The sequence below is a fragment of the Flavobacterium sp. AK-345 genome (assembly GCF_058310175.1).
In genome coordinates this window covers 1-13242 of sequence record NZ_JBZEER010000009.1, presented here as the reverse complement: position 1 = coordinate 13242, position 13242 = coordinate 1, and the positions used below count along the sequence as shown (strand labels likewise).

Sequence of the window (13242 nt, the reverse complement as noted above, 5' to 3'; positions counted from 1 at the left end):
TGAAATTTCCAAACCAACTTTATATGCAATACCACTTTATTCTTTTGTTTTTATTTTTTGGATTAACTTCAATTTTTGCCCAGGAAAAACCACAAATTATAGCTGTTGACACTTTAAAATCTGAAACCATTGATCCGCTTCGTCCAGCCAAAGCCGCATTTTATTCGGCTATTTTTCCGGGTTTAGGGCAGATTTATAATAAAAAGTACTGGAAACTTCCTTTAGTTTACGGAGCAATTGGAACAAGTGCTTATTTTTATTTTGACAGTCAGAAAAACTATAATATTTACAGAGGCGAATATAAAAACAGACTTGCAGGAAACACAAGTGATTCTGAATATTTGTCCAGATTAAGTGAAAGTCAATTAATAACTGCTCAAAAGCAATTTCAAAGAAACAGAGATTTGTCAGCTTTGTTTGTTGTAGGGTTTTATATCTTGAATATAATAGACGCTAATATTGATGCCGCTTTATCTCAATTTAATGTAAGTGAGAATTTAGCTTTTAAACCCGCTGTAAACAGAAATGTTTTAACTTCTGAAAATGATTTTGGAGTTGCATTGAATTATTCATTTTAGAAAAAAGGTTATCGCGAATTCTACAAATTCCCACGAATTAAATTTAGTTTTACATATAAAAAAATTAGTGCTAATTAGTGAAATTAGTGGCAAACAAAAAATAAAAGCCCGAATGAGGTTTTTGATGAAAAATATTTTTTAAAAATTTTCAGATTTTTTGAAGAAATGAACTGTTTTGTCATCCTGACGGAGGAAGGATCACACTAGTAGATCGACAAAGATTGGCGATTTTGTTTGCGGAGTTTCTCGTGTGATTTCTCCCTTCGCTCGAAATGACAAAAACATAGCATACACCCTGGCACTCCTTTGCGGTTAAGCCCAAAAAAAATCACCCGAAAAGAGTGATTTTGATGGTTAAAGCGTATTTTGGTTTAGATAATTTCATCATGAACCTGAAAAAGACTCGCATTGATTTTAATGCTTTGCTCTTTAGTTCCTGACTGTATTTATAGAGATGCCGAGTTCCTGACTTATTTCTTCGTAACTCATGCCTTTCTTTAGTAGCATTTTAAAAATTTGTTCCCTTTGCAGGTAATTTGTTGTTGTCTTATTTGTTGACAGGTTAGCAAATATATAAAAATATAATTCTCAATAAATAGCATCTAAAAAAACTTAATTAATTTTTATTTGCTGAAATTTTAAAGAATGCCTAGTAATGGCGCGTATAAATTGATTTAACGAGCGTTTAAAATTTTTAATGAAATTTGTTAAAAAACTATAACTACTGAAATTTACAAGGAATATTCTTATATCTGACTTTTGAGCAATTCAATTTGCAAATATGTTTAAAAGAAAAAATCCTTTTATCTAAAAGACAAAAGGATTTATAAGTACAGAATTGTAAGATTCTATTTTTTTATTTTAATTAGTTTTTCAAATCTTTGATAACTTTAAAAGCAACATCAACCTGATCTTCTCCAACTAAAATGGTGAATTCATTTGAAGTTGAAATTACCTCATTTATAATTATTCCTTCCCAAGCCAAACGCTGGAAAATGAAATAATAAATACCAGGAACTACGATGTTTTCTTTTGGTAATTTTACTGTTATTGAAGCCAGATTATCTAATTTCTGAATTAGTTTTTCGCGCATAAAATGTTTTTCAACTAAATGATTTACGCTGCTGCTAACCACGATGTTAGTTTCATTTACACCACGGGATGAGGTATAAAAAATATCAGATAAAACATTAATGTCCGAAATTAAATCTGCTTGTTTGTTCAATACGGTTTCTGAAGCTGCAAAGGTGTAATCTGTTAATTCAGAACGAACCGTAATCTCACCAATATTCTTAATTACCTTATTAATTTTATGGTTCAATTTAAAATCTAATTCTTCTGTGAGCCGTTTTAGCGACATTACAACGGCGCCTTGTTTCACTTCTTTACCAAATTCACTTTCAAGTTCTGTCATAATGTTCCTGGACAGAGAAGTTAAGTTGATAATTCCAAGCGACAATGCATTTAATAAAAAGGGCTTTGTTTTGATGTAATTTTCTACAATTGATGAAACGGTTTTCATAATTCTTTTTTTTTTTTTGTAACTTAATTGGGTTGGTTTAGTTTAATAGGGTTGTTATAAAACCTTGCAAATATAAATAAAAAAACAATTTGTTACAAATATAACAATAAAAAATTATGTTAAAAATGGTAAAAAGCATCTGTAAGATGTTCAATTGCAAATGTTTCATCCTTTTTTTGTACGGCAATTATGTCAAAACGAATTTCTAAATCTTCTTCAAAATCCTTTTCCCTATAGTTTATGTAGGCATTTATTGCTTTTGCCAGTAATTGAATTTTTTTTTGCTTGACAAAATCTTGTGGCAACCCAAAATCGGTACTTGATCTTGTTTTGACTTCTATTACGGCTAAAAAATTATCTTTTTGAGCGATTATATCTATTTCTGCCTTCTGAAAAACCCAGTTTCTATCGAGTATCTTATAACCATTTTCGCGAAGATATTCTACCGCAAGTTCTTCTCCTTTTTTTCCGAGTTCGTTGTGTTCAGCCATTTTTGCTTTTTAGCCACGAAGTCGCAAAGACACAAAGTTAATTTCTTTGCGTCTTTGCGACTTCGTGGCTATTTTGAGTTTATATTATTTCTTAAAATTAAGTGTACTTCCGGATGCGTTTACATCAATTGTAACGGTGCTTCCCATTATTAAAGCTCTGTTATCCTGAATATGACCTGCCGGGAAATTAAAAATTACCGGGATATTGTATTTTTTAGTAACGTCATCAACAATTTCAACTGCATTTTTTCCCCATGGCACTTCGTTATCTTTCATTTTGGTCATGGCGCCAACTACAATTCCTTTTAGGTTTTCGATACAGCCATTTCTGCGTAAATTCATCATCATACGATCAATATGATATAGATATTCGTCTAAATCTTCAATAAATAAAATTTTATCCTTACAGTCTATTGCCGATTGTGAACCTAATAAACTGTATAAAATAGACAGATTTCCACCCACTAATTCGCCGGTTGCAGTTCCAAAACGGTTCATTTTATCCGGCCCAACAGAGTAGGAAAGAGGTTCGCCAAACAAACTCGATTTCATTGAGCTAATAGCTGCAGGAGTCGCACGCGGGATCGTTACGGGCATTACACCATGAATTGATTTGTAACCCATCGTATTTAAATGGTTGTGTAAAACAGTAACGTCGCTAAAACCAATAATCCATTTTGGGTGTTGTTTAAATTTGGTAAAATCCAAAAGATCAATCATTCTAACGGTTCCATAACCACCACGAACACACCAAATTGCTTTGATATTTGGATTGTCTAATTGTTTTTGAAAATCAGCGGCACGCTGTTCATCAGTTCCTGCAAGTTGATTAAAATCGAGTCCAATTGTAGTTCCCACAACAGCTTCCAGACCCCAGCTATGCAATAAATCGATGGTAGGCTTTAAGTTGTCATCGATATTTTTTCTGGCAGTTGCTAAAATGGCTACTGTATCTCCTTTTTGTAAATAAGGTGGTGTTATCATGTTTTGTTGAGATTGACAGGTGAATGATTGTAAGGCAAAAATAAGAAATACGAATTTACAGCAAGCAAAGTGTTTCTTTAAGTGACGGAAATTATTCGTTTTCATATTTTTCTTTTGCTTAAAATTATAAATTATTTTTTAAATCAGATTTTGGTTAAATAATTAACCGCCATATTGGTTTTGCAATTTTTCTAAAAGCAGTATTAATCCTTTGTCGGCTTCTTCAGATTGAACATTGGCAAACAGAATAAAAGCTTTGTTTATTGCAGGGCAAATATACACTTTGGTTAAAAAAGTTCCCGGATTTCCATTGTGAAAAGAATATTGTAATTCATTATTCTTTTTAATTTCAGATTCCCATCCAAACGAAAATTCGAATAAACCAAAATGCATATAATTAAATTCTTTTGCGGTAAAATGTTTTGATTTTCCCAATAAACCCTCCAATTGCATTTGCGTAAATTTACAATAATCAGGCAAACTAACATTTACATTTCCTGCCGATGAAAGCCAGTTGAGTTTGTAATTTAATGCCGGAGCTTCGGGCTTTAAATCTTCATTATGTCCCCAGGGCTGTTTGATGTCTTTTAAATTTGGCTGACCAAAATCAAAATCGATATTTAAACTTTTGCCTAATTCTTTTACCAGAGTTTCATAAGCTTTGCCTGTTGCTTTTTCGAGCATTAGTCCGGCAGCAACATAACTTGGATTTGACCAATAAACATCTTGTTTTTCTGAAATAACCGGATTTTGTTTAAAAAACCAGGCGATAAATTTATAACGCTGTTGCTGATCGTTTCCCATAATTTCTTTTTGGGTCGGCGTTTCATTTCCGTAAGACCATGTCGGTATGTGGGCTCTAAAAGTGATAAAATCCTGTAAAGTAAAATCGTAAGTAGCAGGATTACTTTTTGCCTTTAATTCCGGATATAAATCAAAGAATTTTGTATCCCATTTTATTTTTCCTTCTTTAACCAAAACAGCAGCAATATAACTTGTAATAGTTTTTGTAAGCGATCCTAAACGAAATTTATCATCCAGATTTGCTTTAAAATTTGTGTTAATTCGTTGATATCCCAAAGCTTCGATTTCTATAATTGAATCAGATGAAACAACGGCATAAGCCAATTCGGGAATATGATATTTTATTCTGATGCTATCTGCAAATGAACTTTTTTGCTGACTATGAGAAAGGTTGAAAACAATAAATAAAACAGCAGCAAAAAGATTTTTTTTCATTTTTTAATAAAGGAATTGAGTCAGCAAGTTACAAGACAAATTGCAATAAAAAAACACAAAACGAAAATTAAAATAAATATAATTTTCTTACAAATAATTAAATGCTTTACTTTAGATTTTTATTCAACACCAATGACACATAAGCGTAAAGTAAAGTTCTTATTCGTATTCTTTTTTTCAATTTCGTGTTTGTTTGCACAATCTAAAAAGTACACAATTCACACCGTAGCTTTTTATAATTTCGAAAATCTATTTGATACTATAAATGACCCAAGTACAAATGATGACGAATGGACGCCAGCTGGAGTTCAAAATTGGACGAAAGAAAAATATCAGCAAAAATTAAAAAACCTTTCAATCGTTTTATCGGATATTGGAACTCCGGAGAACCCAAACGCACCAACAATAATTGGTGGTTCTGAAATTGAAAACAGAGGTGTTTTAGAAGATTTAATCAAAGAACCCAAATTGCTTAAATTCGATTACGGAATCATTCATTTTGATTCTCCGGATAAACGAGGAATTGATGTGGCATTATTGTATCAGAAAAAAAATTTTAAGCCAACATCCTATTCAAACATACCTTTATATATTTTCAAAAATAAAGAGGCTATCAAAGAAGATGAAAAGGAAGAAACTGAAAACGAGGAAGTAAAAATAAAACCTCAAAACAATAGGGTTTTTACAAGAGATCAGCTTTTAGTGACTGGATATTTAGATGGTGAAGAAATAAGCATTATAGTCAATCACTGGCCGTCGCGCTCTGGCGGAGAAAAAGCTTCGAGTAAATTTCGGGAAGAAGCGGGTAAATTAAACAGAAGAATTATCGATTCGCTACAGCGTATAAATCCAAATGCCAAAGTAATTACGATGGGAGATTTAAATGACGGACCATATAATAAAAGTGTAAAAGATGCTTTGGGCGCAAAAGCAAAAAGGGCAGATGTTCCTGAATTTGGAGTTTATAATCCTTTTGAAGAAATGTTTTATAAAGGAATGGGAACTTTGGCTTTTCGGGATTCCTGGGATATTTTTGATCAGATTATAATATCAAAATCATTGATTGATCCTGATTTTGATTCTTTTAAATTTTGGAAAGCCGGTATTTTTAACAGATCCTATCTAATTCAAACTTCGGGTAAATATAAGGGGTATCCGTTGCGGCATACATTGACAGAAGTTGGTTTTAGTGATCACTTTCCGGTTTATATTTATTTGATAAAAGAAATGCATCTATAGGGGTAATTTTAGAGGCGAACCGCAGCGCGTCTACATTTCTATAATGAAAACTGATAAGATGTACTGCGGTGCGTCTCTACAAATTTCACTATCTTAGCTTTTCATAAAATTCTGAAAGAAAATGTCAATAGCAAAACCTTTTAACCTTACCAAATGGATCGACGAAAACCGTCATTTACTTAAACCGCCTGTTGGAAACAAAAATCTTTATGTAGATTCGGGAGATTATATCGTGATGATTGTTGCAGGTCCAAATGCCCGAAAAGATTATCATTATAACGAAACCGAAGAACTTTTTTATCAGCTTGAAGGAAGTATAAAAGTGGTTATTCAGGAAGATGGTGAACGCAAAGAAATGGAATTACATGCGGGTGATATGTATCTTCATCCTGCAAAAATCCCACATTCTCCTGTTCGTTCCGAAGGTTCAATAGGTTTGGTAATCGAGCGCAAACGTGCCGGAAAAGGGTATACTGATGGATTGCTTTGGCATTGTGATAATTGCAATCATAAATTATATGAAGTGTTTTTTGAATTGCATAATATAGAGAAAGATTTCCTGCCACATTTTGAACATTTCTATAACTCTGAAGATTTAAGAACCTGCGATAATTGCGGAACTGTAATGGAAAGTGATCCTAGATTTGTTGCGAAGAAATAGTTTTTTAGGAGCTAATCTAGCTATTCGTTCCAATCTGTTGTGTCCGTCGCAACTAACACAAAAGGATTTCCACTTCTATCTGGGCTAATTCATTATAGTAATATTTTTATTTAAGAAAGAATAATACTATATTTGTATCATAAATGAAATAAAATTAAACCAAAAATGATACAAGAAATTATCACATATAAAAATATAGTTAATAGTATTGAGGATTTAATTGATAAGTCTCCATTTAAAAAAGCTTATATTATTGAAAAAGCAGGTATACCAAGTCCTACTTTTTATAGAAAGCTAAAAACCCAAACCTTCACTCCGGATGAGATGCTTTCTATAGCAAAAATACTTTCTCCAGTAGAAAATTTCCGATTAGAACTAAAAGCAGAAATCGAACAAGGTAAACTTGATCTAAAGAATGGGGATTTTATAACCCATGAGGAAGTATTAGAGGAATTGAAAAGAAAAAAACTGATATAAATTTTACAAATTAAACATGTCTATTGGTTGTTGACGATTATTCCAAAAAGCAATTAACGTAATAAAGTTTTCTTCTACTTCGTAATATAGGGTAATTTGTTTTGAAATCAATATTTCTCGACATTCCAAATCGGGCCTGTATTTTCCTAATTGAGGGTTGTTTTCCAGTATTTTAGTAATGTGCATAACATTTTTTATAAACTTTTTAGCAATCAAAGGAGTCCAATAGTGTTCAAGATAATTCTGAATACTATCAAAGTTATATTTTGCTTTTTTAGACCAAATAATTTCCATTCAAATTTTAATTATTGGCTAAATTATAAAAATTAACTTACAAATTTATAATTCAAAACGTTTCCCTTGTTCAGGATAAATAATCTTCAATCCTAAATCGTTTTGATTTTTGATTTGCTCTTTAATTTTAATGATGTTTTTTGTTGGAGGTTTTAAATGTGTAATGATAATTTTAAAACCTTTCAAAGTATCTTTTCCTGCAAGTTCTTCCAAAACATGCATTTCCTGCATTAAATAATTAGGCGTTAAATGTCCAAACAGAAATTTATCTGGCTGTTCATTTGGGAAAGAAACTTCAATAAAAATTCCTTTCAATTGTTTGCTTTTAACAAGTGGAGCAATTGCAGTCCATAAATCGCGTAAATCATTGCTTTTTTCAACAGCGTCTGGTCCTGTATCGCCGAGATATAGTGCATAATCTTCATTATTTTTAATTAGAAAAGCCGTGCTCTCAAAAGGGTTTACATGACTTAGCGGAAAAGCCTTTACCGTCATTTTTGTGTTCGTTAAAGGAGTTTCTTCGCCAATGTTTAAAGTTTGAAAATGGTATTTTTTCAAAGGAAAACCAACTCCGGCATCTCCAAAATTTGCCCAGGTTTGATCGTTAAAATAATGGTTTTCCATCATTTGCATGCATTTGTCAGTTGCGTAAACAGTTTTTGATGAATCGGCAGGAGAATTAATGATTAAGCCTGATACGTGATCTAAATGTGCATGCGAAATCAAATATCCTTTTATATATTTTCGTAAAACGTCACTTGTAGAAACTTTAAAAACCTTGTTTTCAATTGCTTTTTCAATTCCCGCATTTACAGTTCCGGCGTCAAGGCAGATATAATCCTTTGTATTTATTGGAGCCAATAAATACGCAGAAAGATTTTTTTCGTCGATTCCGCCTTTTATTCCCAATGGAACAACTTGAAAAGAAGCTTTTTGTTCTTTTTGAGAAAATGCATTAAATGAGATTAAAAGGAAACAAAGTAAAAGCCTGTTGAAAGTGGTCATGTCCGGATTTTTTTAGGATACAAATTTCATTAATTAAAGTGAATAAATAGAGGCTTTTTCCTGAAATTCATATGAAATAACGCTAAATTTACGTTTATTTTAAAATATCATTTAAATTGTATTTTAATTCGAAAACAATATCTTTACATAAAAATATAACAATTTTAACTAAAAAAGTTACAATGACAACAATAGCATCGCAATTTGGAATGAATGAGGCTCTGGATAAATTGGGCATCAAATTGATAAATGAAGGAACATCAACAGGGATCAATAATTTTTCATCAGGAGAAGTTTTAGATAGTTTTTCACCTGTTGACGGAAAATTGATTGCTTCGGTAAAAATGTCAACTCAGGAAGATTACGAAAAAGTAATGCAGGCTGCAACAGAAGCTTTCAAGACATTTCGCTTAATTCCGGCTCCGCAACGTGGAGAAATTGTACGCCAGTTTGGAGAAAAATTACGTCAGAATAAAGAATCTCTTGGTAAATTGGTTTCTTATGAAATGGGAAAATCATTGCAGGAAGGCTACGGAGAAGTTCAGGAAATGATTGACATCTGTGATTTTGCGGTTGGGTTATCTCGACAATTACATGGTTTAACCATGCATTCTGAAAGACCGGGACACCGTATGTATGAGCAATATCATTCATTGGGTGTTGTAGGGATTATTTCGGCATTTAATTTTCCGGTTGCAGTTTGGGCCTGGAATACAGCTTTAGCATGGATTTCAGGAGATGTTTGTGTTTGGAAACCTTCTGAAAAAACACCTTTATGCGGAATCGCTTGTCAAAATATTATTGCTCAGGTTATCAAGGAAAACAATTTACCAGAAGGTATTTCGTGCCTGATTAATGGCGATTACAAAATAGGAGAATTAATGACGGCAGATACACGAATTCCGTTAATTTCTGCAACAGGTTCAACCAGAATGGGAAAAATCGTAGCTCAGGCAGTTGCAGGGCGTTTAGGGAAATCGCTTTTAGAATTAGGAGGAAATAATGCCATAATTGTAACTCCGGATGCAGATATTAAAATGACCGTAATTGGAGCAGTTTTCGGAGCTGTAGGAACGGCAGGACAACGTTGTACATCGACGCGTCGTTTAATTATTCACGAAAGTATTTATGATAAAGTAAAAGATGCTTTGGTTGCGGCCTACAAGCAATTACGTATAGGAAATCCGCTTGACGAAAACAATCACGTTGGACCGTTAATCGATACCCATGCAGTTGAAATGTATGCAATTGCATTAAATAAAGTTGTTGCCGAAGGAGGAAAAATTCTGGTTGAAGGTGGAGTTCTTTCAGGAGAAGGTTATGAAAGTGGATGTTACGTAAAACCTGCAATTGCCGAGGCTCAAAATTCATTTGCAATTGTACAGCATGAGACATTTGCTCCGGTTTTATATTTAATTAAATATTCGGGTGATGTAGATAGTGCTATCGAAATTCAAAATGGAGTAGGTCAGGGATTATCTTCGGCTATTATGACAAACAATTTGCGTGAAGCTGAGAGATTTTTATCAATAGTTGGTTCTGATTGTGGTATTGCAAATGTAAATATCGGAACTTCAGGAGCTGAAATAGGTGGAGCTTTTGGTGGAGAAAAAGAAACCGGAGGCGGACGTGAATCAGGTTCTGATGCCTGGAAAATTTACATGCGTCGACAAACCAATACCATTAATTACACGACGAGTTTGCCATTGGCACAAGGAATAAAATTTGATTTGTAATTAAATTAAATGATAATTAAGAAAAAGGCTTCCAAATACGGAAGCCTTTCTTTTAAAATTTAGTTAGTAATTATTTCTTAAGAATGGTTTGATTAATTGTACCATTGGATGTGTAAATTTTCGCAAGATAAGTTCCGTGAATAAGTTTGCTTATATCGATACTTTCGGTATTTTTCCCTGATGAATTGACCAATGTTCCCGAAATATTATAAATCTCGATTTTTTCTACTGTTTGGTCTGAATTAGAAAGGTATAATACATTGGTAACAGGATTAGGGTATAAAACAACTTTTGCAGTTTCTGTTTCTGCAGTTGGTATTTGTGCTATACGTAAAGTGCTTCCGCTATATTGCGTGTTCATATAGAATAAGTTAGCTGTATCTTTTTTTGTTATTGTATGGTTTCCTGCAGCAAGTGTCACAGTCACAATTCCTCCTGAAGCAGTTTTATCTACGTTGTCCACTTTAATTGTTCCCGCCGCTTCAACAAATACCAAAGTCAAAGTGCTTGACTGAGTAGTTGTAAAAGTTATGCTTGTAGAAGACTCAATTTTAAGGCATTGTGTCAATGTTAAACCATTATATGTTACAGTGCCTTTTGTTGTCGAGAGATTTCCTGTTATGTTGTAGAAAGAACTCGTTTTTCCTGAAGTTGTAAAATTGTGTATTTCATTTCCACCTGGATTATTTGTTGTTACCGTTATTGTTCCAGATCCTGTTGCAGCTGTTCCGGATGATCCGGTTGTAGCGATTGAATAAGATAAAGTTGCAGTTGGTGTTCCAGTAATTGTGATTGTTTTTGCGGTTGTATTTTTCACAAAACTAATTCCCGATGCCGGTAATCCTGTTACTGTTGCATCTGTTGCGCTACCTCCCCATGTAAATACGATTGAACCTATTGCAGTTCCGCTCGCAACTGTTTGATTATTATTACTGGTTGAAGTTAAAGTTTGTGTTGAAGTTGCTGTAACAGTTATAGTTCCAGATCCCGTTGCTGGTGTTCCTGTTCCTGTTGTAGCAATAGAATAGGTTACAGTTGCAGTTGGTGTTCCTGTAATTGTGATTGTTTTTGCTGTTGTGTTTTTCACAAAGCTTATTCCTGATGCAGGTAAACCGGTTACAGTTGCATCAGTTGCGTCTCCTCCCCATGTAAATACAATAGAGCCTATTGCTGTGCCACTTGTAACGGTTTGGTTATTGTTTGAAGTTGAAGTTAAAGTTTGAGAACTTACAGGAGGATTATTCGTGCCATCCTGAACAAATACTAAAGTTGTCTGATAATTTACAAGGGCAGCTTTAAGGCCTGTATTAACAGCATCTGCAGTATCATCGACAGCATTATTGAAAGTCCATTTTAAATCTCCGCCAGAAACGCGCCCTGCATATTGCATTACATTTGTTTTTGCAGTTTCAGGGGTATCAGGAGTGTAAGAATACATAACACTCGAATTAGTATCAAAATTGTTGTAAGTATTAGCGCCCTGTTTAGATTTTATACTGCTGCTGATGGTTTCGTTTCTTGTTAAAGCAATATAAGCATCAAATTCAACCGGATTTGTGCTTGCGTCATAACCTACAAAACGTGTTTGCCCGCTAATTGTATTGTTGAATGCTTTTATTGTTCCGCCATTTTCACTTGAGAAAGTTCCTTCAGCCCCGTTATATACATCAGTTCCCTGCATCGAAGTTAGCATTGGATATTTGCAATTACGGAAAAAGTTATTTTCAACAAAAACAGATGAACCTAATGTTGATCCTACGCCGTATTTTGAATTTCCATCATAATAATTATTGTAAACGTGAGCTGAATAATAACGCACACGAGGATGACGAGAATCAGAATGATCGTACCAATTGTGATGATACGTGATGTATAATCCCGCAGTTGTTCCTTCGCTTAATCCTAATAGATTTGATTTTCCCGAATCCCAAAAATGATTATATGAGAACGTAACATAAGTTGATTTTTTACAATCCATAGCTCCGTCTCCTTTTACCTGATCAGCATCACTTCCTGCATCTCCATAGAATAAATCGCAGTTGTGTACCCAAACATAATCGTTGTTTTGCTGTAATCCGATGTTGTCACCTTCGCTGCTATTACAGTTCATAGTTCCAATATTTCTGATTTCGATATTAGAAGCGTTTTTAATTCTTATTCCCCATCCGTCGGCTACAGCATCGTTTCCAATACCTTCAAGAGTAATATAGCTGGATGCGTTTTTATTATTTTCTATCGCTATATCGCCACTTTGCATATACGATAGATCTGTAATTTGTCCCACCAGACGAACAATTAGTGGGCGTAAATCCTGGCCTTTCTTGTATCCATCCAAAATAGTTTGTAAACCTACGCAGGGATTTGTTGTTGCTCCCGTAACATTTAGTGATACAGTGTTTTTTGTTTGTTCTGTAATGTATAGGATTACAGCATTACTTTTTATCGTACCATCAGCATTGTAACCACCTGGCACACGTCCGTTTGAAAAAGCGAAGCCAGTTCGGTCCTGTGCTTTCACAGTAAGAGAGCCTGTTGTTGTGCCTGTTCCTTCTGTTCCTGAAATTACAGGTTTTATTTTTACGGTGTAGGTGCCGGCTTTTAGCCCGGGAATGTCCGCACGGAAATAAGATCCATAACTGCGAATAAGCTGATTGTCAATTTTTCGATCAGTAATTCCTTCGCCTGTATAGTATACATTATACGATTGAGCATTGCTTACAGGTTGCCATTTTACAAATACAGATTCGAGCCATCCTGTAGATTCGGTAATTTGTTGCGCCCATGATTGCATAGATAGCAAAAAAATCAAAATTAGTAAGTTTTTTTTCATAATAGTTGGTTTAAGGTTAGTAAAGAATAATTTGTGGTTATTTACTAATTACAAAAAGTGGTTTTATTGTAATCGATTACACAAAAATAAATAAAATTTCGATATTCAAAATATTTTTATCATAAAAAAACCTGACAAACACAAATTAATAAATGTATAGTTGGAATGTTTTAAGATTGTTTAGCA

Annotated in this window: 13 protein-coding genes; 5 read left to right on the top strand and 8 right to left on the bottom strand. The window is 33.6% G+C overall.

Annotated elements, in window-relative coordinates; genetic code table 11:
* The first annotated feature begins 23 nt into the window (after positions 1–23).
* The gene (locus tag AC4FQ3_RS15990; protein WP_491182497.1) at positions 24–578 is read left to right on the top strand and encodes a DUF5683 domain-containing protein; all 555 of its coding nucleotides are present in this window, start codon (positions 24–26) and stop codon (positions 576–578) included.
* A 429-nt stretch (positions 579–1007) separates the two neighbouring features.
* Here AC4FQ3_RS15990 and AC4FQ3_RS15985 read toward each other — a convergent pair whose 3' ends face one another.
* From AC4FQ3_RS15985 to AC4FQ3_RS15965, 5 genes are all read right to left on the bottom strand, one after another.
* Positions 1008–1094: a helix-turn-helix transcriptional regulator gene (locus AC4FQ3_RS15985; protein ID WP_491182615.1), complete on the bottom strand. Its 87-nt coding sequence runs from the start codon at positions 1092–1094 to the stop codon at positions 1008–1010.
* Positions 1095–1443: 349 nt separating this feature from the next.
* Positions 1444–2100, bottom strand: coding sequence for an aspartate kinase (locus AC4FQ3_RS15980; RefSeq protein ID WP_042564741.1), 657 nt, complete (start codon positions 2098–2100; stop codon positions 1444–1446).
* Between the two features lie 119 nt (positions 2101–2219).
* Positions 2220–2591: a YraN family protein gene (locus AC4FQ3_RS15975; protein ID WP_491182496.1), complete on the bottom strand. Its 372-nt coding sequence runs from the start codon at positions 2589–2591 to the stop codon at positions 2220–2222.
* An 84-nt stretch (positions 2592–2675) separates the two neighbouring features.
* The gene (locus AC4FQ3_RS15970) at positions 2676–3575 is read right to left on the bottom strand and encodes a S66 peptidase family protein (protein ID WP_491182495.1); all 900 of its coding nucleotides are present in this window, start codon (positions 3573–3575) and stop codon (positions 2676–2678) included.
* 162 nt (positions 3576–3737) lie between these two features.
* Positions 3738–4814, bottom strand: a complete 1077-nt coding sequence (locus tag AC4FQ3_RS15965) for a serine hydrolase domain-containing protein (RefSeq protein WP_491182494.1) — start codon at positions 4812–4814, stop codon at positions 3738–3740.
* Positions 4815–4946: 132 nt separating this feature from the next.
* On the opposite strand from AC4FQ3_RS15965, the gene AC4FQ3_RS15960 reads away from it, so the two are divergent.
* The 3 genes from AC4FQ3_RS15960 (at position 4947) to AC4FQ3_RS15950 (ending at position 7191) form a co-directional block, all read left to right on the top strand.
* The gene (locus tag AC4FQ3_RS15960) at positions 4947–6053 is read left to right on the top strand and encodes an endonuclease/exonuclease/phosphatase family protein (RefSeq protein WP_491182493.1); all 1107 of its coding nucleotides are present in this window, start codon (positions 4947–4949) and stop codon (positions 6051–6053) included.
* 121 nt (positions 6054–6174) lie between these two features.
* Complete coding sequence (locus tag AC4FQ3_RS15955; protein WP_042563242.1) at positions 6175–6714, top strand: 3-hydroxyanthranilate 3,4-dioxygenase; 540 nt, start codon at positions 6175–6177, stop codon at positions 6712–6714.
* 165 nt (positions 6715–6879) lie between these two features.
* The gene (locus AC4FQ3_RS15950) at positions 6880–7191 is read left to right on the top strand and encodes a hypothetical protein (protein WP_042563243.1); all 312 of its coding nucleotides are present in this window, start codon (positions 6880–6882) and stop codon (positions 7189–7191) included.
* A 3-nt stretch (positions 7192–7194) separates the two neighbouring features.
* On the opposite strand, the gene AC4FQ3_RS15945 is transcribed toward AC4FQ3_RS15950, so the two are convergent.
* Positions 7195–7485, bottom strand: a complete 291-nt coding sequence (locus AC4FQ3_RS15945; RefSeq protein ID WP_042563244.1) for a type II toxin-antitoxin system RelE/ParE family toxin — start codon at positions 7483–7485, stop codon at positions 7195–7197.
* Between the two features lie 45 nt (positions 7486–7530).
* On the bottom strand, positions 7531–8490 hold the full coding sequence (locus AC4FQ3_RS15940; protein ID WP_491182492.1) for an MBL fold metallo-hydrolase: 960 nt from the start codon (positions 8488–8490) through the stop codon (positions 7531–7533).
* 182 nt (positions 8491–8672) lie between these two features.
* On the opposite strand from AC4FQ3_RS15940, the gene amaB reads away from it, so the two are divergent.
* Positions 8673–10226, top strand: coding sequence for an L-piperidine-6-carboxylate dehydrogenase (gene amaB / locus AC4FQ3_RS15935; protein ID WP_491182491.1), 1554 nt, complete (start codon positions 8673–8675; stop codon positions 10224–10226).
* Between the two features lie 70 nt (positions 10227–10296).
* Here the strand turns inward: amaB and AC4FQ3_RS15930 are convergent, their stop codons facing one another.
* Entirely contained in the window at positions 10297–13056 is a 2760-nt protein-coding gene (locus AC4FQ3_RS15930) for a pectate lyase family protein (protein ID WP_491182490.1), read from the bottom strand.
* Positions 13057–13242: the final 186 nt, after the last annotated feature.

What these genes read in the sequence shown, in the direction of transcription:
- AC4FQ3_RS15950 (WP_042563243.1), top strand. Translation starts at nt 6,880, where the DNA reads ATGATACAAGAAATTATCACATATAAAAATATAGTTAATAGTATTGAG.
- AC4FQ3_RS15975 (WP_491182496.1), bottom strand. Translation starts at nt 2,591, where the DNA reads ATGGCTGAACACAACGAACTCGGAAAAAAAGGAGAAGAACTTGCGGTA.
- AC4FQ3_RS15965 (WP_491182494.1), bottom strand. Translation starts at nt 4,814, where the DNA reads ATGAAAAAAAATCTTTTTGCTGCTGTTTTATTTATTGTTTTCAACCTT.
- amaB (WP_491182491.1), top strand. Translation starts at nt 8,673, where the DNA reads ATGACAACAATAGCATCGCAATTTGGAATGAATGAGGCTCTGGATAAA.
- AC4FQ3_RS15955 (WP_042563242.1), top strand. Translation starts at nt 6,175, where the DNA reads ATGTCAATAGCAAAACCTTTTAACCTTACCAAATGGATCGACGAAAAC.
- AC4FQ3_RS15990 (WP_491182497.1), top strand. Translation starts at nt 24, where the DNA reads ATGCAATACCACTTTATTCTTTTGTTTTTATTTTTTGGATTAACTTCA.
- AC4FQ3_RS15945 (WP_042563244.1), bottom strand. Translation starts at nt 7,485, where the DNA reads ATGGAAATTATTTGGTCTAAAAAAGCAAAATATAACTTTGATAGTATT.
- AC4FQ3_RS15980 (WP_042564741.1), bottom strand. Translation starts at nt 2,100, where the DNA reads ATGAAAACCGTTTCATCAATTGTAGAAAATTACATCAAAACAAAGCCC.
- AC4FQ3_RS15940 (WP_491182492.1), bottom strand. Translation starts at nt 8,490, where the DNA reads ATGACCACTTTCAACAGGCTTTTACTTTGTTTCCTTTTAATCTCATTT.
- AC4FQ3_RS15930 (WP_491182490.1), bottom strand. Translation starts at nt 13,056, where the DNA reads ATGAAAAAAAACTTACTAATTTTGATTTTTTTGCTATCTATGCAATCA.
- AC4FQ3_RS15960 (WP_491182493.1), top strand. Translation starts at nt 4,947, where the DNA reads ATGACACATAAGCGTAAAGTAAAGTTCTTATTCGTATTCTTTTTTTCA.
- AC4FQ3_RS15970 (WP_491182495.1), bottom strand. Translation starts at nt 3,575, where the DNA reads ATGATAACACCACCTTATTTACAAAAAGGAGATACAGTAGCCATTTTA.